This window comes from Sphingobium phenoxybenzoativorans, from assembly GCF_018286635.1.
In the GTDB taxonomy this organism is placed as follows: Bacteria; Pseudomonadota; Alphaproteobacteria; order Sphingomonadales; family Sphingomonadaceae; genus Sphingobium; species Sphingobium phenoxybenzoativorans.
In genome coordinates, this window is record NZ_CP073910.1 from 2,950,867 (window position 1) to 2,977,410 (window position 26,544).

The 26,544-nt window shown below is 59.7% G+C and carries 25 protein-coding genes; 11 read left to right on the forward strand and 14 right to left on the reverse strand.

What is annotated here, in order from left to right:
* Positions 1–38: 38 nt before the first annotated feature.
* Positions 39–995, reverse strand: coding sequence for an acyltransferase family protein (locus KFK14_RS14675; RefSeq protein WP_212608151.1), 957 nt, complete (start codon positions 993–995; stop codon positions 39–41).
* 90 nt (positions 996–1,085) lie between these two features.
* Here KFK14_RS14675 and KFK14_RS14680 point away from each other — a divergent pair, with 90 nt between their 5' ends.
* The 5 genes from KFK14_RS14680 to KFK14_RS14700 all read left to right on the forward strand — a co-directional run bounded on the left by KFK14_RS14680 (position 1,086) and on the right by KFK14_RS14700 (position 4,388).
* A complete protein-coding gene (locus tag KFK14_RS14680; protein ID WP_212608152.1) occupies positions 1,086–1,787 on the forward strand; it encodes an RluA family pseudouridine synthase in 702 nt (233 codons plus the stop codon).
* Positions 1,774–2,178: an alternative ribosome rescue aminoacyl-tRNA hydrolase ArfB gene (gene arfB, locus KFK14_RS14685; RefSeq protein WP_070155515.1), complete on the forward strand. Its 405-nt coding sequence runs from the start codon at positions 1,774–1,776 to the stop codon at positions 2,176–2,178. The genes KFK14_RS14680 and arfB overlap by 14 nt, the downstream gene beginning before the upstream one ends.
* 96 nt (positions 2,179–2,274) lie before the next feature.
* Complete coding sequence (locus KFK14_RS14690; protein ID WP_212608153.1) at positions 2,275–2,841, forward strand: hypothetical protein; 567 nt, start codon at positions 2,275–2,277, stop codon at positions 2,839–2,841.
* Positions 2,842–2,884: 43 nt separating this feature from the next.
* Positions 2,885–3,370, forward strand: coding sequence for a GAF domain-containing protein (locus tag KFK14_RS14695; RefSeq protein ID WP_212611164.1), 486 nt, complete (start codon positions 2,885–2,887; stop codon positions 3,368–3,370).
* A 199-nt stretch (positions 3,371–3,569) separates the two neighbouring features.
* Complete coding sequence (locus KFK14_RS14700; protein WP_246524643.1) at positions 3,570–4,388, forward strand: RcnB family protein; 819 nt, start codon at positions 3,570–3,572, stop codon at positions 4,386–4,388.
* Positions 4,389–4,463: 75 nt separating this feature from the next.
* On the opposite strand, the gene KFK14_RS14705 is transcribed toward KFK14_RS14700, so the two are convergent.
* Together KFK14_RS14705 and KFK14_RS14710 are read right to left on the reverse strand one after the other, a co-directional pair.
* Entirely contained in the window at positions 4,464–5,285 is an 822-nt protein-coding gene (locus KFK14_RS14705) for an arginyltransferase (protein ID WP_212608155.1), read from the reverse strand.
* Positions 5,286–5,494: 209 nt separating this feature from the next.
* On the reverse strand, positions 5,495–6,493 hold the full coding sequence (locus KFK14_RS14710) for an NAD-dependent epimerase/dehydratase family protein (protein ID WP_212608156.1): 999 nt from the start codon (positions 6,491–6,493) through the stop codon (positions 5,495–5,497).
* Positions 6,494–6,792: 299 nt separating this feature from the next.
* On the opposite strand from KFK14_RS14710, the gene KFK14_RS14715 reads away from it, so the two are divergent.
* Positions 6,793–8,103 (forward strand): exopolysaccharide biosynthesis polyprenyl glycosylphosphotransferase, encoded by a 1,311-nt coding sequence (locus KFK14_RS14715; protein ID WP_212608157.1) that lies wholly within the window; start codon positions 6,793–6,795, stop codon positions 8,101–8,103.
* Positions 8,104–8,159: 56 nt separating this feature from the next.
* Here the strand turns inward: KFK14_RS14715 and KFK14_RS14720 are convergent, their stop codons facing one another.
* Positions 8,160–8,537, reverse strand: a complete 378-nt coding sequence (locus KFK14_RS14720) for a hypothetical protein (protein ID WP_212608158.1) — start codon at positions 8,535–8,537, stop codon at positions 8,160–8,162.
* A 166-nt stretch (positions 8,538–8,703) separates the two neighbouring features.
* Complete coding sequence (locus tag KFK14_RS14725; RefSeq protein ID WP_212608159.1) at positions 8,704–9,951, reverse strand: threonine ammonia-lyase; 1,248 nt, start codon at positions 9,949–9,951, stop codon at positions 8,704–8,706.
* 87 nt (positions 9,952–10,038) lie between these two features.
* On the opposite strand from KFK14_RS14725, the gene KFK14_RS14730 reads away from it, so the two are divergent.
* From KFK14_RS14730 to KFK14_RS14745, 4 genes are read left to right on the forward strand one after another with little or no spacing between them, the layout of a single operon-like run.
* The gene (locus tag KFK14_RS14730) at positions 10,039–10,908 is read left to right on the forward strand and encodes an NAD(P)-dependent oxidoreductase (protein WP_212608160.1); all 870 of its coding nucleotides are present in this window, start codon (positions 10,039–10,041) and stop codon (positions 10,906–10,908) included.
* Positions 10,905–12,659, forward strand: coding sequence for an amidohydrolase (locus tag KFK14_RS14735; RefSeq protein ID WP_212608161.1), 1,755 nt, complete (start codon positions 10,905–10,907; stop codon positions 12,657–12,659). Before KFK14_RS14730 ends, KFK14_RS14735 begins: the two co-directional genes overlap by 4 nt.
* A complete protein-coding gene (locus tag KFK14_RS14740; RefSeq protein ID WP_212608162.1) occupies positions 12,656–13,462 on the forward strand; it encodes a class I mannose-6-phosphate isomerase in 807 nt (268 codons plus the stop codon). Before KFK14_RS14735 ends, KFK14_RS14740 begins: the two co-directional genes overlap by 4 nt.
* 19 nt (positions 13,463–13,481) lie before the next feature.
* Positions 13,482–14,327 carry a metallophosphoesterase gene (locus tag KFK14_RS14745; protein ID WP_212608163.1) on the forward strand — a complete coding sequence of 282 codons (846 nt, stop codon included), beginning with the start codon at positions 13,482–13,484 and terminating at the stop codon, positions 14,325–14,327.
* Between the two features lie 13 nt (positions 14,328–14,340).
* On the opposite strand, the gene KFK14_RS14750 is transcribed toward KFK14_RS14745, so the two are convergent.
* The 8 genes from KFK14_RS14750 to KFK14_RS14785 form a co-directional block, all read right to left on the reverse strand.
* Complete coding sequence (locus KFK14_RS14750) at positions 14,341–16,041, reverse strand: MFS transporter (protein WP_212608164.1); 1,701 nt, start codon at positions 16,039–16,041, stop codon at positions 14,341–14,343.
* The gene (locus tag KFK14_RS14755; RefSeq protein WP_212608165.1) at positions 16,038–16,793 is read right to left on the reverse strand and encodes an FkbM family methyltransferase; all 756 of its coding nucleotides are present in this window, start codon (positions 16,791–16,793) and stop codon (positions 16,038–16,040) included. Before KFK14_RS14755 ends, KFK14_RS14750 begins: the two co-directional genes overlap by 4 nt.
* Positions 16,790–17,965: a glycosyltransferase family 4 protein gene (locus KFK14_RS14760; protein WP_212608166.1), complete on the reverse strand. Its 1,176-nt coding sequence runs from the start codon at positions 17,963–17,965 to the stop codon at positions 16,790–16,792. The genes KFK14_RS14755 and KFK14_RS14760 overlap by 4 nt, the downstream gene beginning before the upstream one ends.
* A complete protein-coding gene (locus tag KFK14_RS14765; protein ID WP_246524644.1) occupies positions 17,962–19,299 on the reverse strand; it encodes a hypothetical protein in 1,338 nt (445 codons plus the stop codon). Before KFK14_RS14765 ends, KFK14_RS14760 begins: the two co-directional genes overlap by 4 nt.
* Positions 19,296–20,060: a class I SAM-dependent methyltransferase gene (locus tag KFK14_RS14770; protein WP_212608167.1), complete on the reverse strand. Its 765-nt coding sequence runs from the start codon at positions 20,058–20,060 to the stop codon at positions 19,296–19,298. Before KFK14_RS14770 ends, KFK14_RS14765 begins: the two co-directional genes overlap by 4 nt.
* A 138-nt stretch (positions 20,061–20,198) precedes the next feature.
* Positions 20,199–21,317 (reverse strand): glycosyltransferase, encoded by a 1,119-nt coding sequence (locus KFK14_RS14775; protein ID WP_212608168.1) that lies wholly within the window; start codon positions 21,315–21,317, stop codon positions 20,199–20,201.
* Positions 21,318–21,451: 134 nt separating this feature from the next.
* Positions 21,452–23,587, reverse strand: a complete 2,136-nt coding sequence (locus KFK14_RS14780; protein WP_212608169.1) for a GumC family protein — start codon at positions 23,585–23,587, stop codon at positions 21,452–21,454.
* Between the two features lies 1 nt (position 23,588).
* Positions 23,589–24,329, reverse strand: a complete 741-nt coding sequence (locus KFK14_RS14785) for a polysaccharide biosynthesis/export family protein (protein WP_343227759.1) — start codon at positions 24,327–24,329, stop codon at positions 23,589–23,591.
* Positions 24,330–24,795: 466 nt separating this feature from the next.
* Between KFK14_RS14785 and KFK14_RS14790 the strand changes: the two genes are divergently transcribed.
* The gene (locus KFK14_RS14790) at positions 24,796–26,100 is read left to right on the forward strand and encodes a tyrosine-type recombinase/integrase (RefSeq protein ID WP_212608171.1); all 1,305 of its coding nucleotides are present in this window, start codon (positions 24,796–24,798) and stop codon (positions 26,098–26,100) included.
* A gap of 9 nt (positions 26,101–26,109) precedes the next feature.
* Here the strand turns inward: KFK14_RS14790 and KFK14_RS14795 are convergent, their stop codons facing one another.
* Positions 26,110–26,364 carry a helix-turn-helix transcriptional regulator gene (locus KFK14_RS14795; protein WP_425516621.1) on the reverse strand — a complete coding sequence of 85 codons (255 nt, stop codon included), beginning with the start codon at positions 26,362–26,364 and terminating at the stop codon, positions 26,110–26,112.
* Positions 26,365–26,544 lie beyond the last annotated feature (180 nt).

The following is a 26,544-nucleotide window of genomic DNA, read 5'->3' on the forward strand; positions in this document are numbered from 1 at the left end:
AACAGAATATGGGGAGGGGCCGGTTCGCCGGCCCCTTTCTATTTGGGCTGACCCAGAAAGACGGTGCGTGTCGGCCGGGTCAGGTTCAGAAGATAATAGACCAGCAGCGGAATGACCGTCGCCAGCGCCAGAATCCATGGCCGCGGCAGGTAGGACAGATAATGGATCACCGGCACATGGAGATACATAATCACCAGCGAAGCCCGGCCAAGCGCTGAAAAAGGCTTGAGCACGCCGCCGCCCCAATGACTGGCGCGAAAAATCAGCAGCGAGGTGGCGATCGCGCCCGCCATAGACAGAAGCGGCCAGCCATAATCCCCCCCCTTCATATTGAGCGCAGGCAGGAAGAAAAGACCCGCAATCGACAAAGGCGGCAGCAGCCACAGCATCCATCCCCGCCATCCGATGACATTGAGCGCGGCGCCGGCCCACAGCAGGAATAGCGCCATGGGCACCGTCAGCAGGCCGAGCGGCGAGACATCCGTCGCCCAACCCAGCAGATAGGCGACCGCCAGCGCCAGGGGCGCTATGAACCACCATGCCTTGCCCAACGGATCGGGAAAGCGCGCCGCCAGCGCATTGAACAGGATGCGCGCGAAGATCAGGCAGGGGACGAACCAGAATACCGTGAACGGCCCCCGCAGCTTCGACCCGCCAAAGGCCAGACGTCCAAGGTCCTGCGGCCAGGTGTGGAATATGCCGCGCCCGCCCCGGCTGCCCTCTATCAGCGTGTCAACGGCGACCAGCAGCGCCAGGAAAGCGCAATAGGACAGGCCCTGCCAGACGATCTGGCTGCGGGCGAATGCCACGATCGGCTTGGGCCGGAACAGATAGCCGGATAAAAGGAAAAACAGGGGCATGTGAAAGCTGTAGGTCAGCGTATGCGGCAGCCCGCGGCTCCACACATGACCGATGACGACTGCGACAATGCCTATGCCGCGGGCCACATCGACCCATTCATATCTTTGTGCGGCCGCGGCCCTTTCCCCACCCATGCCAAATGCCTATAGCAACCGCGACCCGCGTCAATTGTCCTGATGGCCGGCTTATAACCGCCGGGACCATCCCATTCATCGGAACCGCCCTTGACCCTGCTTACTGACCGCGTGCTGTTTATCGACGGGGAAGCGATCATCCTCGACAAGCCGGCTGGCCTGCCGGTCGATCCGCCGCGCGATGGAGCGATGAGCCTGGAAAACCATCTGGCCTCGCTCACCTTCGGATTTCAGCGCTGGCCGCTGGCCGTCCACCGGCTTGACCGGGACACCAGCGGATGCCTGCTCCTCGCCCGCAATCCCAAGGCGCACAAGCGTTTTACTGCCGCGTTCGAGGCGGGGACCGTGGAAAAGCGCTATATCGCCGTCGTCGATGGCGTGCCTGAAGGCGATGAAGGTACGATCGACCTGCCGCTGAAGAAGATCAGCAGCGCGCAGGATGGCTGGCGGATGGTGCCCGATCAGAAGGGCAAATCGGCAAAGACGCATTGGACATTGATCGCCATGCATGAGGGCCGGTCGCTCATCGCCTTCCGCCCGGAAACCGGCCGCACCCACCAGATCAGGGTCCACGCCCTGCACGGTCTGGGCGCGGGCATTGTCGGCGATCCGGTCTATGGCAAGGCCGGAGCGTCTGCTTCGACGAACCCGGCACGAGGCATGCTTCTGCACAGCCGCTTCCTGTCCATTCCGCGCGGGACCAAGGCCGCTGCGGAAGCGACGGCGCCCCTCCCCGCCACCTTCGCTCAGGCCGGATTCCCCACGAAACTGATCGACGATGCCGGTCTTTGACGTCCCGGAGGATGCGCTGGAGGAGCGGTTCATTACCGCTGGCGGACCCGGCGGCCAGAATGTCAACAAGGTCGCAACGGCCGTTCAGCTACGGATCGATGTCTATCGCCTGGGCCTGCCGCCCTATGCCTTCCGCAAACTGAGGGAACTGGCCGGCTCCCGCATGACGTCCGCCGGAACATTGGTCATTCAGGCCCAGCAATTCCGCACGCAGGAAGCCAATCGCAAGGATGCGCGGGAGAGGCTGGACGCCCTTCTGGTCAGGGCGCACGAACGCGACGCGCGCCGCATCGCGACCAAGCCCGGAAAAGCGGCCAAGGCGCGGCGGGTGGACGAAAAGAAGGCGCGCAGCGGGATCAAGCAAGGCCGCGGCAAGGTGCGGATGGACTAACGCACCGTCGATCCCTGCCTCACGCAGGGTCGCCCTCGTGAACGCAGAGACGCGATATGTCTTGATCCTGTATCGACACCTGTGCAGTTGGTGGACATGGCTCGCGGCGACTTCCGTACCGATCCCCTGATCCTGCATCTGGATGACCGTTACGGTGAACCTGCTCGTCCGGCATGGACGCCGCTCTTCTATGCCCTGTTCGCCAGCGCAGTGGTCATGTTGCTGCTCGGCCTCGCGGAATGGGCGAGAATCCCCGAAGGGGCCAAGCGGGATATGGGAGCGGTCAAGGCATGCCAGCAGCATCTGCGCTATAAATTGCCGCCGGAACCAGGGTTGGAAATCGTGAGCTTCGCTGTCCAGCCTGCGAAAGACATGCTCGAACCCAGATCCGTGCTTCTCGCCTATCGCGCCCTGAATGTGAAAGGACCCGATGGGCGGCCCCGCCAGGGCATGCAGCAATGTGCTTTCGCGACGGAAGCCGACGGCAATTTCCCACCCTTTAAGGAGCTTTCGCGGGCCGTATTCCGTTCCGAAGGCGAGATGCAGGCCTGGAAAGAGCAGTTTTTGCGCGGCGAAACGGTGGAGGAGCTGGAGGCCGGTCGTCCCGAATGCTGCCTACCCCTGCGCGAGGGCCGTGGAGGCAACATCGTGACCATAGGCTGAAACCGGGGGTGACGAAGCCCCATCGGCTGCTTACATAATGATGATGTTCGCTTTCGATCCAGATCGTGCCGCGCCCAAGGCCGTCTTGTATGACGATCTGTCGTCCGCAGCTATCGCGGTTACGGAGGGGGAAAACGATGCCATCGCGAATATGGCCAACCTGTCCGCGTTGATCTGGCAATATCTGCCCGGCCTTAACTGGGCCGGCTTCTATCGCCTGATCGGGGACGAACTGGTCCTCGGCCCGTTTCAGGGAAAGTCGGCCTGTATACGGATCGCCATGGGCAAGGGCGTTTGTGGAACGGCGGCGGCGACCCGAAAGACGCAATGCGTCGCCGATGTTCACGCCTTCCCCGGCCACATCGCTTGCGATGCTGATTCCCGGTCGGAAATCGTGGTCCCGATAGTCCATGAAGGCCGGTTGATCGGCGTGCTCGATCTCGATAGCCCGGAACCCGCGCGGTTCGACGGCGAAGATGCCGCTGCTCTGGAGGCGATTGTAGAGAGAATAGCGCCACGCCTCCTCTGACTATCGCTGATCCTCGGCTCCCACATCGCCGGAATCGCCAATCTTTTCTGACCTGTTTTGGGACAATATTCCCGCGAAGCCATTGGAAATGCAGGAAACCCGATGCTAAACTTTGGGTTAACCTGCTGGGCTTGCCCAGATGTCGTAGAACTGGGAGATGATGATGCGCGGCCTTCTGATTGCAGCGACAGGCGCCGGCATGCTCATTCTCGCCATGCCTGTGATGGCGGCGGGGGAGCAGCGCCCTAGACCCACAGCCCGGAATATGGCTCCGGTTGCGCCGCACGCCACACATCGCTGGGGGCAGCGGGTGGATGGCCGCTGGCGCGGAGGGCATGACGCGCCCGGAGGCTGGGCGGCTTACCGCCGTCCGGCTTATGGCTTCGCACTTCCCCGCTATTGGATTCAGCCGGCCTATTATATCGCCGATTATCGCGCTTACGGCCTTCCCGTTCCCAATTACGGTTATGGCTGGTCGCGCTATTATGACGATGCGGTGCTGACCGACCAATATGGCCGGGTGTATGACAGCCGGAGCGGCATCGACTGGGACCGGTATGAAGGCGGCTATGACCCAGATACGCGGCCCGTCCACGTTGAAACGCCCGCCGCGCATCACTCCCCTCCGCCGGAAGGCCCACCACCGCCCGGCCGCGCGCCCTATGACGAGAACAGCATAGCATCCAACGAATATCCGGGGCCTGCCGAATATCGCGGACAATGGCGCGGAACCTGGCGCGGCGACGACGGCCGCGTCTACAGCGGAACCTATGAGGGCACCTATAACGGCACTGCGGATGCCAGCCCGCCGCCTTATGTCGCACCGCCTTATACGGGTTCCCATTGGATGAACGGCGACGCCTATGGTCCCAATACCCAGGTCTATTATGCCGCGCCGGGTACGACGATTGTGATCCAGCCGGGAACCACGACCACCACAACCACTACCGAGGAGGAGGTCGTCCCTGTACGCAGGACGTGGAAGCGCTCCGGCAAAATCATTCGCTGCAACTGTTAGAAACAGGCGGCAGGATACCGGAATTTCCGGATCTTATCGAGAATTGAGCATTGGCCGCTGATTGGCCGCCTCGCCCTATTTGCGGAATATTCCGCTGGCCTCGACCGAAGGCAAAGGCGATGGAGAGCGAGCCGCCACATCACGGATCGCGTCAGCCTGCTCCTCCGGGTCGAACCGGGTCCAGCCGCCGCGGCCCAGCCGTTCGAGTGGCCGGTAACGAATCTTATATTGCATCCGCTTCGACCCCTCGACCCAATAGCCAAGATACACATAGGCAAGACCGGCGTCGCGGGCGCGCAGGATATGATCCATGATGATGAAATTGCCCATGCCCGGACGGCTGGCAAGTTCCGGATCGAAGAAGCTGTAGATCATCGACAGACCGTCAGCCTGACGATCCGTCAGACAGGCGCCGACCAGACGGCCGGGCCGCCCCCCTGCCCCGGGCTCCCGATATTCGATGACATGGCTGTCGACGGGGGTCTGCTCGACCATGTCGGCATAGTCCATCTCATCCATCTCGGTCATGCCGCCGCCCGGATGACGCGCGCGGAGGTAGCGCTGGAGCAGCGCATATTGCTCCTCGGTCGACCATGGCTTGCAGGCGGTAACCACCAGATCGCTGTTGCGCCTTATCAACTTGCGCTGGGTGGCGTTGGCGCGAAATTCATTGGCGACGACCCGCACGGAAACACAGGCGGAGCAGTCGGCGCAACTCGGACGATAGGCGACATTCTGACTGCGGCGGAAGCCGATACGGCCCAGCGCATCATTAAGCTCCCCGGCATGCTCGCCAGAAAGCTCGGTAAAGACCTTCCGCTCACTCCGGCCCGGCAGATAGGGGCAGGGACTGGGATTGGTTACGAAAAATCGCGGGAAACGGAATGGGGCGCTCACTGGCCTTCCCCTCCCGAACTGGCTCGAACATCTGTCACTTCCCGACTATGCCCCCCGCCCCCTGTGATGAAAAGCCCATTTACTAATAAAGCCCGATTGGATGCCCGTATCAGCCCATAGAGCGCATCCCTTAACATCATCTCATCGGCCCGCCCGTCAACGGCGCGACTCCGTCCACCCGCCAAAAAAACTCCCTCCGGCCGCCTCAATCAGCTATCTGTATAGCCTCTGTACCAGGAAACGAATTTTGGCACGCCTGCCTCTATGGGCGTGGTTGGCTGGAAGCCCAGGTCAGCGGAAATCGCACTAATGTCTGCATAGGTGGCGTGCACATCCCCCGGCTGCATGGGGAGCAGATCAACGATCGCCTCCTTGCCGCAAGCCTCCTCCAGAAGCGCGATCAGGCGCATCAGCTCCTCCGGCTTGTGATTACCGATATTATAGACGCGATGGGGGGAGCGGCTGCCTCCCGCCTTCCCCGCTCCGTCGTCCGGGGGCGGATTGTCATGAGCCGCGATAACCCCCGCGACGATATCATCGATATAGGTGAAGTCGCGCTGCATCTTGCCATGGTTGAACACGGGAATCGGGTCACCTGCGAGTATCTTCTTCGTAAATATCCACATCGCCATGTCGGGCCGGCCCCATGGGCCATAGACTGTGAAGAAGCGCAGGCCCGTCTGCGGCGTGCGGTAGAGATGCGCATAGGTCTCGCTCATCAACTCATCCGCTTTCTTGGTCGCCGCATAGAGGGAGACGGGATGATCGGCGCGATCCTCCACCCGGAACGGCAGACTGTCATTGCCGCCATAGACCGAAGATGACGAAGCATAGACCATGTGCCGCACCTGCCGGTGGCGGGCGAGTTCAAGCATGTTGACGTGCCCGACCAGATTCGATTGCACATAGGCATGGGGATTTTCCAGCGAATAGCGCACGCCGGCCTGGGCGCCCAGATGAATGATGCTCTCGATCGCATGCCCCTCAACAGCAGCCAGCAACGCCGCATTGTCGGCAAAGTCACATGCGATGAAAGAGAACAGCCCACCGTGAATCGCTTGCAACTGAGCGATACGGTCCTGTTTGAGCCGGACCGTATAATAATCGTTCATATTGTCGAGACCAATGACGGCGCGGCCGGCCGCCATCAGGACATCTGCCACATGCATGCCGATGAAACCGGCGACACCCGTAACCAGAACCGTCATTATCGCTCCAAATCCATTAACCTTATTGCCGTAAACTGTACCAAATCCGTCCAACGGCCTTCGAGGTCACTCATAAAGTCTTTAAAAATATTGCATAAGCGAAGAAGCCTAGGCATGGTAGCGCAAATGGGGTCGCTTCCTGCAAGGCAGCGAGGATTTATATGCTATTAAGCGCCCGGAACCAGAATGCTATGGTTGATGCCGGGACACTATCTACCGGCGTCGGCAATGACGTTTTAGGTGACCATAGTGTTCAAGCCAGCGACCGTGGTCGGAGCGGGAACAAGTTTCAGACGCGGTTGGCGCTGCGGTTTGCGCTTCTGGCGAGCGAGATTGCCGCGATCATCCTGACATTCGGGGTCGCAGCCTTCATGCGTCATGGCCTCGCTGGGCTGGACCAGTGGCTGACCGTCATGAGCGTGACCCTCCCTGTCTATCTGGGCACGGCGCTCAACAGCAAGGCGTATGATCTGGAGTCGATTCGCGATTTCCGCACGAGTGCGAAACGCGCAATCATGGCATTCCTGTTTACGATTGGCACGGTGACGCTGATGGTCTTCTTTCTGAAGGTCAGCTCCGATTTCTCGCGCCTGGTCTTTGGCATGGGCACAGTGATGTGCGTGCCAATCCTGCTGGGCCTGCGCCTGTTCTACATCCGGCTGACGCGGCGTGTTATGGGAACCAACCCCTTTTCCGAATTGATTATCCGAGATGGCGTGGCGCTGCCCGAACATTATGACGCGATGGTTATCGACGCGGCCGCCCATAATCTGCAGCCGTCCACTCGCGATCCTGTGAACATCCAGCGGCTGGGCAATTTCGTTCATAATATCGACCGTGTTGTGGTCGCCTGCCCGCCGGAGCGGCGCGTGCAGTGGGCTTTTGTGCTGAAGGCGCTGGATATCGATGCAGAGCTTTGCGTGCCGGAGCTTGATGAACTTGGCGCGGTTTCCATGTGCCAATTGGGCAACAGCTCTACGATGGTTGTCTCTGCCGGGCCGATGGGCCTGCGTAGCCGACTGATGAAGCGCGGATTCGATGTTGCGCTGGTTCTTACCGTGCTGCCTTTCCTGGCAATCCCGATGGCGCTGGTGGCGCTGGCCATCAAACTCGAATCGCCTGGACCGGTCCTGTTTCGTCAGGTACGCATCGGACGCGGCAACCGCCCCTTCCACATCCTCAAATTCCGTTCGATGCGGGTCGAGCTGTGCGATGCCCAAGGCAATCGCTCGGCTGGACGCGACGACGACCGGATCACGCGGGTCGGCAACTTCATCCGCAAGACCAGCATCGACGAACTGCCTCAGATTCTCAACGTCCTGATCGGCAATATGAGCATCGTTGGTCCTCGCCCGCATGCTGTAGGATCGCGGGCAGAAAACCTGCTGTTCTGGGACATCGACGACCGCTACTTCCACCGCCACGCCGTCAAGCCCGGCCTCACAGGCCTTGCACAGATCCGCGGTTTCCGGGGCGCCACCGAAGTACGCGAGGACTTGTCCAACCGGCTTCAGGCCGATCTGGAATATCGCGCGAACTGGTCGCTGCTCAATGACATCATGATCATTCTGGCGACGTTCAGAGTGCTGGTGCACCGCAACGCTTTTTAAAAAGGCATTGCGACACCGGAATTGAGCAGCCCTGCGCCTTGCTCCTAATCTGGGTGTTAGGCGCTGATTTTATAATCGTGAGCAAGCAGCCAAGTTTGCGCAGCGGAGTAGGAACAGAATAGCGCAGCCTGCGGCGAGACAGCCGCATCACGCGCATGCGCCTTATGGAGGATGTTCTTCACGACAACTGCCGACCGGTCGCCGGGTTGATGAAGTTGCAAGGAATGCGCATTGATCCGCGCTTCGACCTCCGGTGACTGTATATCCGCACCAGTAACATCTGATAGAAAACGGATCGGACGTCCCGACGCGCGGAAGTTGGCGACTATGGGTTCGAGTTTGTCAAAAAAAGCATCAACATCGGCGATGCTCCACCGCCCCGTACCCACGGCCTTTATAATCCCAGTAGGCTCGTCAATCTTCAATTCGATCATAGCGCTTCGCTTTCGAGACAAGATAAGCGCTAGAGCAGATATGTCAGCCGAATATTAATGGGCAGATATAACTCGGCCCTTTGCTACGAAAGTCTTAGGCAAACCATTCTTCAAGCGCGGCCGACGAAGATCAGCATTTCTCCCATCGAAACGGGAGCGTGTCTCATTACGCCACCTCAATCGGCGAGACATCATAGGAAGCTTCGCGCAGCGCTACGATCAACCGGTCAAGATGTTCACCGTCGCGCGTCTCGCATTCGACGTCGAGGCTCAAGCCTTTAACCGGCAAATTGGTAAAAATGCGCTGGTGCGCGAGTTCAAGGATATTCACCTGCTGCTCGTCGAAGATGCGCGCCACATGATAAAGCGCGCCCGGTCGATCCTGTAGCCGAATGCGCAGGCGCGCGAGGCGGCCGGATCGCGCAAGGTCGCGCAACAACACATTCGCCAATAGCCGCGTATCGATATTGCCGCCACACAGCACCAAACCGACCGTACGCCCGGCAAACATCTCACGGTGGCTGAGCATGGCGGCGAGGCCGGCCGCGCCGGCGCCCTCCACTACCGTCTTTTCTATCTGCAGGAGCAGGCTGACAGCTTGCTCCAGACTACGTTCGCTCACCAGCACAACATCATTGGCCAGCCGCTCGACAAACCTGCGCGTCAATTGACCTGGTTCCTTGACCGCGATGCCCTCGGCCAGAGTATCGCCGCTACAGGGGAGGTCAGCATCCTTGATATAGTCATACATCGACGGATAAAGTTCAGCCTGGATGCCGATCAGCCGCATGTCCGGTTTCATTGCCCGCGCGGCCGTTCCCATGCCGGAAAACAGCCCGCCGCCGCCGATCGGAATCGCCAGCGTATCGATGTCCGGCGCATCCTCCAGCATCTCCAGCGCAACCGTACCCTGCCCGGCTATGATATCCGGCTCATCAAAGGGGTGAACAAAGGTCAGGCCACGCTCAACCTCCAAGGCGCGAGCATGCGCATATGCATCATCAAAGGTTTCGCCATGCAGGACAACGGTCGCACCATGGCCTTCCGTTTGCATCACCTTCACGGTCGGCGTGGTGCGCGGCATGACGATAGTGACGGGCAGGCCAAGACGAGCGCCATGATAGGCCAGTCCCTGCGCATGATTACCCGCCGATGCTGCAATCACACCCTTGTCGCGCGCAGCATCGTCCAGAAGGAGCAGGCGATTGAGTGCGCCGCGTTCCTTGTAAGCGGCAGTGAACTGAAGATTTTCGAACTTCAGATAGACCTTTGCGCCCAGCATGTGCGACAGCGTCTTGCTCGTCAGCGTGGGCGTCCGCACGATCGCGCCGGAAATCCGGGCTCGCGCCGCCAATATGTCATCGACGGTGACGGGGAGCGGCAGTGCGCTTTCGATCTTGCTGAGCGTGTTCATGGGAGTTGCCCCTAACCGATATTGCAGCGAGAGGAAACTGGCCAAGAAGGGCTGGCTCTCACGCAAAACTGGCCTTATGCGAGGGACATGGCAAAGATCGCGTTTATCGGCCTTGGCGTCATGGGGGGACCCGTTGCCGGGCATCTGGCCAAGGCCGGGCATGAGCTAAGTGTCTACAACCGTTCCATCGCCAAGGCGAAGGCATGGAATGAAGCGCATGGCGGCACCGTGGCGATTAGTCCCGCCCACGCAGCGCAGGGGGCGGATATCGTCATCAGTTGCGTGGGCAATGACGATGACCTGTCAGCAGTGACGATGGGGAAAGATGGCGCCTTCCGCAGCATGGCGTCGGGTTCCCTGTTCATTGATCACACAACTGTTTCAGCGCGCATAGCCCGGCAGTTGTTTGTCGAGGGAGAAAGCCGGGGCATTCATTGCGTCGATGCACCCGTTTCCGGTGGGCAGGCCGGTGCGGAAAATGGCCGCCTGTCCATCATGTGCGGCGGAACGGAACCGGCAGTGAACGCCGCCAGGATCGTCATGGGCTGCTACGCTGCTCGCATCGTCCATGTTGGTGCCGCAGGCGCTGGGCAGACGACCAAGATGGTCAACCAGATCTGCATTGCGGGTGTATTGCAAGGATTATCCGAAGGCTTACGGTTTGCACAGGCTGCAGAGCTGGACATGGACAAAGTGTTCGAGGCAATTGCCGGCGGTGCAGCGCAAAGCTGGCAGATGGAAAATCGCTGGAAGACGATGGCGCAGGACAGTTTCGATTTCGGCTTCGCGGTCGACTGGATGCGCAAGGACCTGGGCCTGGCGCTGGAAGAAGCGCGAACAAGCGGGGCGACGCTGCCGGTGACAGCGATGGTCGATCAATTCTACGCGGATGTTCAGGCGCTGGGCGGCGGGCGGCAGGATACCAGTTCGCTGGTGAGACGGGTTACCCGCGCATGAGGGCGGCCGGGATCATCCTGGCGGTTGCTACCCTCGCCCTTGCCATCCCGCTGCACGCCGCAGGGGTTGTGGATAATGTCAACGGCATCGCCCTCGACCGCGACGGCAAGCTGATCCACTTCGATGCCTTGATCATCGACGATCAGGGCAAGATCACCAAGCTCGTGCAAGGCAAGGTTGAGGAGCCGCGCTCGCGTGAAAAGAAGCGACGGAAGAAGGGCGACGACACGCCCCCTGCCCCCTCCTACAGCTTCCGGCTCGATGGGCAGGGCCGCACTCTGATCCCCGGGATGATCGACGCGCACGGGCATGTAATGGGGCTGGGCCTTTCGCTGCTGACGCTGGACTTGACCGATACCAAGTCGCTGGCCGAGGCGCAGGCGAAGATCGCCGCCTATGTGAAGGATAATCCGGGCCGCAAGTGGATATTGGGCGGCGGCTGGAACCAGGAGAGTTGGGGTCTGGGCCGCTTCCCCACGGCAGCGGAACTGGACGCTGTCACCGGCGATGTCCCGACATGGCTGGAACGGGTGGACGGACATGCCGGTTGGGCCAACAGCGCGGCGATGCGGGCGGCGGGCATCACCCCTGCGACCAAGGCCCCCGCCGGCGGTCGGATCGAGACGGCGGCGGGCAAACCGGCAGGCGTGTTCGTGGATGCCGCCCGCGGTCTGATCGACCGCGTGGTTCCTCCCCCCGCACCCAAGGATCGCGACCTGGCGTTTGCGAAAGCCCAATATCTGCTGCTTTCTCAAGGTATCACCGGCATTGCCGATATGGGCGCGGACCTGAACGACTGGCAGACCTATCGCCGCGCGGGCGACAGGGACAGGTTGCGCGTCCGCATCATGGTCTATGCCAAGGGCATAGAGAATATGGTTGCGATTGCCGGGGCGGAACCGACGCCTTGGCTATATGGCGACCGGCTGCGCATGGGTGGCGTCAAGCTGTTGATGGATGGCGCTCTGGGATCGCGCGGCGCATGGCTGAAAGCGGATTACAGTGATGCGCCCGGCCAGCGCGGTCTGCCGCTGATGACCGGGGCACAGCTTCGCAACAATATGAGCCGGGCGGCCATGGATGGGTTTCAGGTGGCGGTCCACGCGATTGGCGACCAGGCCAATGCCGAGGTGGTGGACGCCATCGCCGAACTATCCGAAACCTACAAGGGCGACAGGCGCTGGCGCGTGGAACATGCCCAGATCATCGATCCGACAGACCTGCCCCGCTTTGCACAGAATGGCACTATCGCCTCCATGCAGCCCGTGCATGAAGCGTCCGACTGGCGCATGGCGATGGCGCGGATGGGCGAGGCCCGGCTGAAGGGGGCCTATGCATGGCGCACAATGCTGAACGCGCATGTCCCGCTGGCCTTCGGATCCGACGTGCCAGTCGAATCGTCCAACCCCTTCCCCGGCATATCCGTGGCGATGACGCGCGAGGACGCAAAGGGTGAACCCGCCGGCGGCTGGATGCCAGAGCAGCGGCTAACGCTCGAGGAAGCTATGGCCGCCTTTACACGCGGCGGAGCCTATGCCGGGTTTGCCGAGGACCGTTTCGGCACGCTGGCGCCAGGGGAACAAGCCGATTTCCTGATCATCGACCGGGATATCAGCACGACGCGGCCTGCAGAGATACGGAATATTCAGGTTATTGAGACATGGATCGGCGGGAAACGGGTCTATGTGAAGGGCGAGACTGCGCCTGTAGAAACACAGCCCAACGAAATAACGGGAATATCATCGCCGTGAGCGCTGTGAAGCTGCATACCAAATCAGTGGAAAAGCCATGGGGCCGGACCGATCTTCCGTCGATCTTTCCAAATCCTGAAAAGAAACAGATTGGCGAGATCTGGTTTGACGGACCGGAGGGCAGACACCCGCCCCTGTTGATCAAATATATCTTCACCAGCGAAAAACTGTCCATCCAGGTCCATCCCAATGATGCCGAAGCGAAGGAACGCGGCCTGCCCGGCGGCAAGTCCGAATGCTGGTATATATTGGATGCGGAGCCGGGTGCTGTGCTCGGCATCGGCCTGAAACGGCCATTGCACGCCGAGGAACTGCGCGCTGCCGCGATCGACGGATCCATCGAAGGACTGATCGACTGGAAGCCAGTCAGCAAGGGTAGCTTCTATTATATTCCGGCCGGGACGGTCCATGCCATTGGCGGCGGACTGACACTGGTGGAGGCACAGATCAACAATGACGTGACCTACCGCCTTTATGACTATGGGCGGCCACGCGAACTGCATCTGGACAATGGCGTGGCGGTGTCAAAGGCCGTCCCCCATCCCATGCAGGAGCAGGTGATCCCACTCGGCAGCGCCACGAGGATGCTGGAGGGGACCGACAAACCCTTTGCGCTCGACATGGCGTCATGGCCCGCAAAGGAGACCATCACCTTGGGCAATGGGCAGAGCTGGTTCATCCCCCTGACCGGTGATGGAACGATCGACGGCAAGGTGTGGCGGGAAGGCGAATGCTGGCTGGTCGATGGCGGTGCGCAGATCAGCGTAACATCCGACACGCAGGCGCTGGTCGCCACACTCTGACAGAATCGCCTTCTTTCTCATGAGATTGCCCCGCTGGCTGATCGTGTGCGCGCTGATAGCCTCCGGACTTGCCGGCCTAGTCGGCTACATGTTCTGGCTCGCGCAATCGATGCCGGTTGTCCGTACCGCCGATGTGATCTTGCCCTTTCCTCCGGGCACCCCTCAAACGCCGCTGCGTGTTGCCCTGATCACGGATACGCATCTGTCTGGGCCAGACAATTCCCCTGAGAGGCTGGCGAGAATCTTCGACCGGGTGAATGCGCTGCGGCCGGACCTGATCCTGCTGGGCGGGGATTATGTCAGCCGCAACAAGCCCTTTTCCAAGATATACAGCAATAGCGAGATGATCGCGCCGCTTGCGCGGCTGAAAGCGCCGCTGGGCGTCGTAGCTGTGCTCGGCAATCATGAAATATCCCATTTCGATGGCAGTTCAGCGCCCAAGATCCTGACAAGCTTTCAGGAAGCCGGCATCCGCCTGCTTACGAACGAAGCAGTGCGCCGTGGGCCGCTGGTCATCGGCGGTATCCCGGACTTCTATAAGAACGGCGCGGATGTCCCGGCGACCATCGCAGCGATGCGGCGTCTGGGCGGCGCGCCGATCTTTCTATCGCATAATGTTGATGCGGTGACGCAGCTTGGGGGATGGCGCGGACTTGTGGTGGCGGGTCACAGCCATTGCGGGCAGATTGCCCTTCCCTTCTACGGCCCCGTATTTGTACCGCAGAAGCTGCCCTTCACTTGCGGCCGATACGACATCGATGGAAAAACGATCATCGTGTCGGGCGGCGTGGGAACCAGCAGCCTCCCACTGCGGCTTGCTGCGCCACCGGACATCTGGATGATCACTATCCGCCCTGCGAATTGATTGGCCTGCCTCGTCAGCGGGGAAGGCGTTCCGCGCAACCTATGGCGTCCAGATGCGCCCGAAGCCTGTCGAGATAGCCGGGCTGCAAGCGCGATGCACGTAGGCCGAGCGGGCGAAAAGCGCTGCGGTCGAACAGGCGAACGCTGTAGTTGGCGCAGAGACGATCCAGCGCAGAAGGCGTTAGCATCGCCAGATTCATGACCATTGGCCGTTTCATGTCGCCATGCTCCGACCGGACGAGATCGGTGGCGAACAGCCCTCCACGCGGATCGACCAGCACGACATCGGCATTGGCGGCGTGGATCATCCTGTGGCTGGCCGCGTAGGGCGCGACATAATCATGGGCGCGGTCTGTCAAAAAGGCTCCTGTCACCAGCGCCAGGACGGAAGCGAACAGAACCGGCCAGAGCGAATGTGCGCCCAGCCTGACCCAGCCATAGGCTGCCAGCAGGCAGAATGGCCCAATAAAACCGTGGGCATAGCGGAACCCCCAGCCATAACCCTGCCACAGCGCGAAGACACAGGCGGCAATGCAGCCTATGGCGAGCGGCAGCACCACGGTTTCGCCACGGACTGCCCCGCGCCACTTCATCGCCGCGACGCCAAGCACCGCCAGCGGAACCATGAGAATATTGTTCCAGGCCATGAACCGGCTGAGGTTGAAAAGCGGTTGCCATTTGTTCCCCAGGCGGCGCAACAGGCTGGCGGCCTTGTCCCCGACCCCGGCGGAAGCGCGCACATCGGCGGGCGGCCCCAGTTCATGCAATAGAAATCCCGGCCAAAGCTTTGCCCAGAGGATGACCAGCACGACAAGCGCCGCGAAATGCACCAAAAATGCCGCCCATCGCCGCCCAAGCACCATCCACAGCAGGAAAGGCGCAAGGAAGATGGGCGGGAAATGATATTGATGCAGCCCTCCCGCGACGATCGCGACGACGACCGCACAGCCATGCCCCAACCAGCCGCCGCGCAAGGCCAGCGCCAGCCAGACCATGTTCAGCGCGAAATGGCCCGTCATGGCGTAGGGTGTCATGGCCGTGACCGAAAGCTGGGCGGAAGTGAAAGCCAGCAGCATCGCCACCCACACTGCGTCTGGCCGGTTCGGGAACAAATGCAGGGCCACCCGCCATAGCGCGATCAGGCCGATAGCGAGCAATATCGGACCAGACAGGTTGGGATCGCCCATATGCCAGAACAGCGCGCGAATGGCGCTGTTCACCGGAAGATAGGCAGCAGTCCAATGGTTCTCAGCGCCGAATGGTGAAAAGAATTCAGGCATGATCGCGCGGCGATACTCCAGCCATTCGGGCGGTATCGGGCGGGAAAGCAGTCCGTCACGAAGATAGGCGGCGCCAAACTCCGCAACCTCCTCGTCGCGGGACAGCGCATAGTCCTGGAAAACCAGATAATGGCCTGCCCAGCTCCAGAGCGCGCAGATCAGGATCAATGGCAGAACAAGGCGTGCTGTAGGCAGCGGCAGCGAAACATCGGTCGATCGCGCCAAAGGAGAAAATAGCACAAGACCTGTCAGCGCCAGCAGCAGGGCCGGAAAATCCTGATCAAGGAACAGGATATGCGTGATCTGCCGCCCGTGACCGAAGGTGAAATGCAACAGGAACAGGCCGACCAGCCACAGGGTTATAGCCCCCGCCGCCATGATCAGAAAGCGGCCAGGGTCAATCGGGCGAACGGAATCAGCCGAACGGAACGTCATGCTTGCGCGTCAGCCTGCGACCGGCTGATGAAAATGCCATCCATTTCAACCAGTAGCGGGAAATGCCCCTTATTATTAGCGAAGAAGGCGGAAGGGACGAAACCACGCTGCTCCAGCCATTCGATCATATCACAGTAACCGGTTGCGCCCTGATAAAGCGGACGGACGGCAAGCTCCGTCTGAAGGCCGAACATGCGGGAAAGCGTCTCCCCCGCTCCCACGCATACAGCGCGGTCATGGCCTTGCGTATCCATCTTCAGAAAGGGGCGGGAAAAACCGTGCGCGGACATTAGTTCGGGCAATAGGCTTTCCAACCGGCGGCATTCCATCTTCACCGTACGGGTGACCTTGTTGCGGTCCACAAAAATCTCATCCAGGTCCTCTGCAGGGCGTTCCAGGGAACTGAACTGGTCGGCGGCCATGATGTTGAAATCGGCTGTCCCGTCAAAATCCGACAGGGCGATGTTGAACACATGCCACTTCGCATCGGATGCAGCGGCCTTGGCAAGTGCCGCGAATACCTCCGGATTGGGTTCGAAAGAGAGAATGTGGCCGGCGAAGCCCGCCTCTCGCCGCAACATCTTCGCGTACTGGCCGGCATTGGCGCCGACATCCAATACACAATCTATCGCAAAGGCTGACAGGAACCGACGCAGCGCAAGGATTTCGGGATATTGATGCACCCGGCCGGACGCAGCGAGGCGCACAGCCAGCCAGCGGCGCGAAAGCTCCACGGTGACTCTACTACTCATCGTTCCGACTTACGCCTGATCGCCGCTTCATAAACCTTTGCCGTCCGCACTGCCACATCCTCCCAGTCGCCCAGCCGGCTGGCCAGACCCTTCGCCCTCATACCCGCCTGCTGCCGGACTGCGCCGCTCGTGATGAGCGGTAGGAGCGCATCGGCAAGGGCGTGCGCGTTGCCCGCCTCTACCAGTGACACCGCCTGTTCGCCATCGGCGTCGGCGGGCAGGCCGCGAAACATGCCGGCATTTGATGCTACCATCGCCTTCCCATAATGCAGCGCTGAGAGAAACGCGCCGCTTGAATCAATATGGCGATAGGGGAAGGCAATGATGTCCGCCTTGCGCAGATGAGCGTCGAGCCTTTCTTCCTTCAGAAACCCAAGGTCAAGAACGAGATCATTCTTGCGTCCGGCCTGTTCGACCGCATCCAGCAGCGGGCCGATATCCATGAAAGGTTTTCCCGCGACGGCCAGTTCGAAGCGGTGACCGGCGTTCCAGAGAGCGATGCAGGCGTCGATCAGCAGGTCAAACCCTTTGTAGGGGCGGATTGTACCGAAAAAGAGGATCCGTGGAAGCACTGGATCGGGCACAGTGTCCAGCATCGCTGCATCGGCCTGTGCCAGCCGCATTGGCGGGTGCGGCACCACATGGATGAGCGCCGGGTCGATTGACTGGCGGATCAGCGCATCCCGCGTCGGTTCGCCATGCGCAATAAGGGCGTCGAACTGATCCAGCAGAGCGCGATAGCCCCTGCCCTGCATCGCCGCCATCTTCCCGTCTCCATGATAGGGCGTGGCGTTGTGGACGGTGTGAATGAGCGCCGCCCGCCCCTGCAAGCGGCTGAGCATATGCCGGTCGGCGGCGGCGAAGGGCAACCACTGGACATGAACAGCGTCAACGCTAGCGATACGGCCGAGCGGCCCAATCATGCAATCGAGGCTATACTCAGCCGCCTTGACAGCGCGAAAGGCCCGCCCCTCACCGGTGAAGGCGCGTAACCGCTCGCTAAGTCCGAAGAAACGGGCCGAATAGGCATAGCTCTGAGGCTTTACCGCATCGGTGGCGCGCATCCTGCGGCCAAATAATATGACGTCATGTCCTTCCCCCGCCAGCGCCGCGCAGAGGCTGTCATCATAGCGGCCCGTGAACAGCGACGGATCAACCATCGCAACTCTCATGATGCGGCTTTCATCCCATGCAACAGCCGCGCCAGCGAGATACCATGCAAGGCCGCAGTCCCCACAAAAACCAGCGTGTATATGGCCAGGAACGCGAATGAAAAGGACAGGCCGACAAGCGGCGCAACAACCACCGCCACCGGCACGCTGAGCAAAGACCCAATCAGGAACGGTATGGACTGCCGCAGGACCACCGAAAAACGGCCAAGAGATCCCTGCAGAAACACCGATACACAGATGGTGGACAAAGTGAGCATGAGCAGGATGATGAGCCCAATCTCTGTATAGGCGATCTCGATCTCTCCATTAAAGAGATGCGTGACGATGAACTGCCCCAGAATCGCAAGGGACACGCCCGCGCCCATCGCGGCCACGGCAGCGACGCCCAGCGCCCGGAATAGCAGCTTGGCGAACTTGTCCCGCGCCTTGGCATAGTAGGTGGCGGTAAGGCCGGGCATCGCAGCCTCCGTCAACGCGCGCACTACCATCGTCAAAGCTCGCGACATCTTAAAGGTGAAGTCGAACAACAGCATCGGCCTGGCGTCATGCGTCGCCATCGCGATCGTGAAATAGGGCGCATTATAGGCCATCATCTCTGAGATCGTCAGGGACATGGTGGAACCGATATCACGCAGATAGCGCGCCTTCACATGGCGTCCACCCCGGCGGATCGCCACCCAGTGCCGCTTCTTCATACCCACGCGCCGGTGCAGCCGGACGCCAGCAATGCCTATCCCCAGAACTGCAAGAACGAACTGCAATGTGACGGAAAGGGTCAGATTAAAACCGACGAGCACAGCCAACAACAATATGAGCGTCACCCCACGGCGCACCAGATCAAGCAGTTCCCAGAACAGATTATGATCGGTTGCCATCAGGCCGCGCTTCACCAGCAGCAGCGGCAGGTTGATACAGGCGGACAGAAAATAGATGAAAAACAATAGCGGCAATCCGGTGGCGACCCATCCCGCCAACATCGCTCCGCCTAGCAGGAAACCCGCAACCACGACCATCGCGACCAGGAGGAAGAAAAGGAAACCGATCTCCTCCATCCGGAAATCATCGTCATCGGGATCCCCGGCCGAACGCAGCCAGTAACGGCGCAACCGCGAATAAATGATACTGGTCAGTCCGAATTCCGCCGACACCGTGAAGTTGCCGAACGCGACAAGCAACAGAAATGCCTGAAATTCCGACAGCGGCAGCGCGCGCACGAAAACATAGGTGACCGCGAATCCCCAAATCATCGTGATGCCGACATTGGCAAGCTTCGCGATCGCCAGGATGCGCGGGGATCGCTCCAGCCGGGATAGCAGACCGCTGGCAACCATCATTGCGCAATGCCTTCTGCCAACGGGGCCCCAGGCTTGCGCGCGCGAAACAGGATATCGCCAAGAGCATGGCGCGCGCGGTTGGCGGGGTCGAGATCCGCAGCGGCGATGGTTTCAACGATAAAGCCGGCGGCTGCGATCCGGTCAGCGAAATCCATTCCATATTGCCGGACATGATCCCACTGCCCGAAGCGCCGTTCCCGCTCGCGCGGGGGCATGGCATAGCTGCCATCCTCCGTCGCTTTCTCCCATAGCGGCACAATCAGCCAGGCTTCTCCGCCGGGTTTGAGTGCACGGAAGATATTGGAGAGGACCGCCGCATCATCGGGCACATGCTCCATGACGTGGCTCGCATAAAAAATATCGAACCTGTCGATGTCGGCCAACTCCATCAGGTCAACGCGGGTCGCTCCAGCAACAGTATAGCGCGATGGATCGAGGTCAGCCGGTACATAGTCCGAAGCGGATTCACGAAAACGCCGGACAAGCGTGCCCTCATTGGGAGCCATGTGGAGGATCACGCCGCCATTTAACGGCAACCGGCCCGAATCGATCAGATAGTTCATCAGCCGCTCGCGCGGCGACGCTCCACAACGCGGGCACCCCCAATCGGCGCAATCACCATAGCGGAAAAAGCCCACCACCGGCGCACCGCACGCCGGGCAGTCGAAGGCAGGCGCAGCGCCAAGCGCCGCGCGCAGGGCCAGCAAAGCCTTCGACACATGCTTGCCGGCCGCTTTCGCCACCCGCTTCGTCGTGATCACTTCTATCTCCGGCTGTCCCGTGCGATCGCGCTATACAATAGTCCCGGCGCTTTGCGAGGGGGATGACGCAATCACGCAAAGATTGCTTCAGAAGGGCACAACCCTATCATCTGGCGCTGCGTGGAAATACCACCAGAGCTATCGCGACTTGGCGGGATTCCACACGGCAAACGTGTCGCCGCGCATGGCCCGGAACACACCCTGAAGCGTTGCCATATAGGCAATCCATATGTCTGCGATCTTGGCAAGCGGCCCCCTGCGGCTCACTAATCCCAGCAATAGCAGCAGTATGCCGATGCCAAGCGCCGCGAGGAACAGCCGAACGTCTATCCACCAGGCGAGAGCCAAGGCGGCAGCGGTCCCGGAAAGGAGAAATACCCCGCCAAACCAGCGGACCACCTTGCGAGAGGCGTATTTGAAGCGGTCGATCGGCGACATCCGGCACAGTTGGGGACGCAAATAGCGGTGCGTGTGCCATGCGCGGGCGGCGATGCGCACCTTCCTGCGATATTCGTCGCCACGGGCCGACACCAGCCGTTCGAAGGCGATCACATCCCCCACCTTGATGAGGCGCCTGCCGGCGAACACCACGGACATGGACACGGTGAGATCATCGAGCACCGTATCGGGGAAATCCGGATATAGCGCCCGGCGAATGGAAAAGATCGAACCGTCAGCCCCCATGACATTGCCGCTGCGCGATTCGAGGTCCTTCAACCTCTCCTCCATCTTCCAGTAGGACTGACCGACAGATGCGGTAGCGCTGTTTTCCTCCTGCAGATAGTGCAGCGAGCCCAGCACCCCACCCACCTGCGCATCACCATAATAGGCGCTCAGATTGGCGATGGCTTCGGGCGCGAGCATCACATTGGCGTCAGTGAAAATGAGGATATCGCCGGTCGCCAAAGCAGCAAGGCGCTTCATCCCACGCGCCTTGCCTGAACGATTGCCCCGCACGAGCGTCAACAAATCCGGCCGCGCGGCGAGTTGCCGGGCGGTGTCATCCGAAGACCCATCATCGAAGGCAAGAATCTGAAGGTTCGGGTGAAGCCTCTTGAGCGCTTCCAGATTGGCGATTTTCTCCGGGACGACCGCCGCTTCATTATAAGCGCAAAACAACAGTGATGCGGAATGCGCGTTGGACGCACCATCCACAGGACGAACCGGCAAGAGCCGGAGGATGGCCGGATATATTAGAAACGGATACAGGACAGCCGCAATGCTCAGCAGCAGCACGGAGAGGAGAAATACATCCATGACCCGTGTTCACGCCCTTTGCGCGGCGCCCCTGCCGCCGGTCGTCCCATTAGTGCGATGCGCCGCAAAAGCAAGAAGCTGCCCGGTTAACATAAGCGCCTCACCTAAGGATATGTCATCCAATCCCAGGCCGCTCAGAGCTTGTCGTAATGATAATGCGCGTTGCGCTCGCCAAGCTTTGTCATGATCGCGCCTGATATGGGCGCATCGATGCCATCGAGACGATCCAGCGCGGAGCGGACAGCGCGAACGCCTGCCCCGCCAGCCTCCACGACAAACACCACCGCCTGAACCGAACGCGCAACCAGCGGAGCATCCTGCATGTCCAGCAATGGCGGGGCGTCGACGATGACGTGATCATATGCTTGAATGAGTTGTCCGATCAGGATCGTCATCCGGTCGCCGTTCAGAAGCTCCGCTACGCCAGGCGGTACGGGACCTGCAGGCAAAAGCGTAATGCCGCCCGACGTCGTGCGCCGCACCATCCCCTTCCAGTTATCATCGCCCGAAAGGAGATTGCTGAGGCCCCTGTCATTTTCCAGATTCATATAATTGTGCAGCACGGGGCGATGCATGTCCGCATCCACTAAAATCACTTTCTTCCCGGACCGTGACGCAGCAAGCGCCAGCCCCCACGCGCTGGTACTCTTGCCTTCATGTTCACGCGTGCTGGTGACCATGATTGCGCCGGGGGCGTCCTGTGTGCCAGCCGGGCTGAGACGGGACCATATGCGGGCATATGCTTCCGACAGGGCGGATTTGGGTTCGGCCAGAAGTTCCGCGACATCTTCGGCTTCCAATTCCCGTGTCGTGCCGAGGAGCGGGATACCCAATATCTCCTGGATATCGGAATTTTCCTCGACGCCATTGTCCGCCCGCGCCAGCATCACTGTCACTATCCCGGCCAACAGGCCACCAGACAGCAATGCAAGCAGCAGGTTGTTCAGCAGTTTGGGAGAGGAAGGCTTTTCGGGAACCTGGGCCAGATCGACGACAGACACGTCATTGGCCCCGACATCAGAAACGCTAAGCTGTTTGTAGCGCTCAAGGAACCCGTCATAGAGCGCGCGATTGGTATCCGCATCACGCCGGTAGATATCATATTGCACGGTATCGCGATTCTGCTTGTCCAACCGCGCCTTTGACTGGCTCACTTCGCTGCGCAGGCGATTTTCAAGCTGCGCTGCATTCCGCGCTTGGGAAGCAAAGGATGCGCTGATGCGCCTTTCTTCCCCGGCGATGCTCTCATCCAGCGCCTTGAGCTGGCGCGCAACTGCTGCAACAGCGGGGTAAGCCGGCTTAAACTTAGCGGAAAGCCGCGCATACTCAGCCGCGGCCTCCCCCCGCCTGGCGCGCAGCAGGGCCAGCGTCTGCCCACTGCTTTCGGCGGCCAGCGCGCCGCTACCGTCACCGCTGGCCTGGCTCCCCGCGACGGCTCGCTCGACCATCGTCTTGTGCAGGGCATCGTTGAGTGCAGCGAAATCGGTAGACGCGAGCGTCTGTTCCTGTCGGGGACCATTGCGGCCATCGCTCCCCGGCGATAGCGGAATGATGCCGGACATGGATGCGTAGAGCGTGGCGTTCCGCTCGGAAAGCTCTATGCGCGTTCTTACTTCGGCCAGACGACGCTGGAGAAATTTGCGCGCGCCCGCCGTGGAGGCCATGCGCCTCTCGACGCCGGAGCTGACAAATTCCCCGATCCAGTCATTGACCACCCTGGCCGACCAGACAGGTGACCGGCTGGTGTAACTAACATCGATCAGGGACGATCCCCTGATCGGCTTCACCTCTATATTATCTTCCAGCAACTGGACCGCCAGACGCTCCCGCTCCCCCAAATTCTGTGGCGTGAAGCGAGGCTTGCCAAGCGTGGAAACCTCCGTCTTTCCGGGAGCCGACAAACCATGGGCGGCGAAGAAGTCGTCATTCTCCGCCAGTTTCATCACGCGCACGACCCGGATCGCCAAAGACTGAGCCTGAAGCAGATAATATTGGGTATTGTAGAAGTCCGTATCCTGATTCGCGTCCACCCCGCTACCCTGCGGAGGCGCGATCTTCTTCTGGTCCCGGCTTACCTCGATGCGGGAAGTCGCCGTGAACCGGGAACTCATCATCAGCGTCACCACAGCCCCAATGACCAGTGATGTGGCGATAATGCTGAAAATAATCGCTTTTCCGCGCCATGCGGCACGGCCCAGGCGACGAAAACGCTGCATCATCACATGGCCGAAAGATATGTGATCAGCCTCGGCGCGCGTGCGGGAAGCCATCCTATTCTCCCGCCCGGATCGCGACGACGAGCGGAGCGTCCATCAAGGACGCGGGAGCCTTTATGCCCTTGAATATTCTGCCGGTCTGGGAACTACCGACCACCACTATATCGCCGGCGAATATCTCCGGGTCAGCATAGGCGCCCCGATAAATGGCGGTCAGATTGTAAACGGCGGCCATGTCCTGATCGTTCACCTTGCGGTAGATGGCCACCCGGCCGAGGCGCGCGGCCGCCTTTGCTCCCTTCGCGGAGGCAATAGCCTTTCGCAAAGTCATCTGGCCGATCACGGGATAAAGGCCCGGTTCGTTAACCTCGCCATCGACGGTGACGACCTGACTGACCGTTTTTTGCAGGGAGACGGTAACCTGCGGATTTTTGACGAAATTCTCACGCAGCCGAGCCGCGACGATTGCGGCAAGCTCGTCCGTTGTCATGCCAGCAGCCTCTATGCTGCCGATCAACGGAAAGGCGATTGAGCCATCCGACGCCGCCTGAATTTCCTTGCCGCTCAGTTCGGGCACTTCAAAAACATCGACCAACAGCTGATCAAAGGGCCCAATCCGGTACCCCCGATCCGGCATCGAAACATCAATGCCGGGAGGGGGAGGCAGCTCGGTAAGATCCGTCAACTGCATCCGGCTATTGTGCGCCGTAAGCGAAAAGTCACTTAGAGAAGCGCAAGCACACAGCAGAACGATGCAAGGGAGGCTGATGAACTTGAGGAGCAACATCATCACCATCGTTAGGCGGTTCAGGCAAATGTTCAACCTTCAAACCTGCTCCAATGAACTTTTGTGGCAAGGACAAGGGTGACAAGGTCGGGTTTCGCGTTGAGTGATGACATGGCCAAGCATCCCGGACCTGCCAAATTCTGCTGCGGACGTAGCGTTGCTTAACCGTGTCCGACCGCAGCGGCAATGTCCTACAGGACAGGAGTTAAAACATCGAGCGTTAAGCGATTCGGCCCCGCCATAGATATTCCCAAGGCTATCAAGGATCTCACGCAGAATTCACAATATCATTCGACCAAATATCATTAAGTTTCATATCATATCAAAATTGAAAATTTTAAATCCATTTTGAATTATTACCCTTCTATCATAATTGATCACCAATTGTCATTAATTGCCTACTTGCTTCATCGCGTAACCTTGCCCTTAAACGCCAAATCAGGCCTTCTCCTGTCTCTTATGAGGAGAATTTACTATGCGTTTGACGGAGCAAAATGTGATCGAGGCCAAGGCCGGCGATTGCGCCCTTAAACTATGGGATGACGACGGACTGTACCTGCTAGTTCAGCCTAACGGCTCAAAAATTTGGCGCCTGAAATGCCATGGAGCTGGATTAAACCGCGTTCTACACTTCGGTCGATATCCGCAGATTTCGCTTGAGGAGGCAAGGATCAGACGCGACGACGCCCTCCGAGCGATGGCGGCGGGGAGAGATATATGGCGTGAAATAAAGGAGAGCCCAGTCCAAACTTTGAAATTTGAGGCTATTGCGCGAACTTGGCATCGCGACCGGGAGCATGTTCTTAACCCCTTTTACGCCTCTCGGTTGATGCAGAGGCTCGAACTCGACATATTCCCCATGCTGGGGGGAGAAATCATCACTCGCATCACGCCCTTTCAGGTCTTGGCGACTCTTCGCAAAATTGAAGAGCGCGGCGCCTTGACGATGGCCCTGCAGCTTAAACGAACAGTGGGAAAGATTTTCCGCTACGCCATGGCCAATGGTTGGGCCGAACGCGATCCGACTGCAGGGTTTAGCGATGCATTGAAGCCGCGCGTTCGGACGCAGCATTGCCGTCATGTGAGCTTTGCTGAGTTTCCTGGCTTTTTGCGCAAGGTGGCTGCGTACGAGGATCTGGGCCGGCTTTACAAGCCTCACATCGTACGGGAAGCGCTTATACTCACAATCCTCACCTGGGCCAGAACTGCGGAAATTCGTTTTGCAACATGGGATGAGTTTGAAGATATTGACGGTCCTACGCCACTCTGGCGGGTGCCGACGGAGCGCATGAAAATGCGACAGGAACATTTAGTTCCGCTGTCACGACAGGCTGCGAATTTAGTACGGAACTTGCGACAAGAAAGCAGAAGCAAATTTCTGTTTGCTGGCCGCAGCGGTGACAGGCCAATCTCGCAAAACACCATGATCAGCGCCTGTTATCGCATGGGCTATCGCCGCGCACAAACCATACATGGTCTTCGGGGGCTTGCTTCAACATGGGCTAATGAACAGCAGCGATATAACGCAGATTGCATCGAAATGGCGCTTTCGCATCATGTAGCGGACGTGCGTGGAGCCTATAACAGTGCATTGTATCTAGAACCGCGGAGGCGCTTGTTACAGGATTGGGCGGATACGGTCGCGAGGATGGGACTGTTTCCTGCAGATGCAATGGATCCCGCCAATCTATTTCAAACCCACATTGCGACGCCTGTACGAAAAACATTGTCCTTCACCACGTCGTTCAAAGGGCAATTTTTTTCGCAGACATGCAAATGATGAAAGCGCTCAGCGATTGCCAAGAATGCTTGAGGCGGGAAGTTGATCATCCGCTCGATAAAGATTGGGATTGCGTTGCCATGCCGCAACGGCAGATTCTCGCCATCCTACACAGCGCACAGCAATGCGGATCTGCCGCGGGAAGGTTCCTTGCCGGACCTTTCGATACAAGGTTGCTCGACTCAAGCCCGTGCGATCCAGCACGGCCTCAACACGCAAAAAACGATCAGCTGGCATGTCGTTCATGAAGTTTACCTTGTTCATCTTGTCGATCCCGATTTCTCACGCAGGCTAGCCCTCCGACTCAGCCAGACTGGATTATGTTATGAGGAGATTTGCCCAAATCAACGGGACCCGGAAGCGTGATCTGGGCACTGCGGACCTGTTATCTTTACAAAGGGTCCGGAAAGGATCGGAAGGGTCTTCAACGGCCCGCAAAGGTCC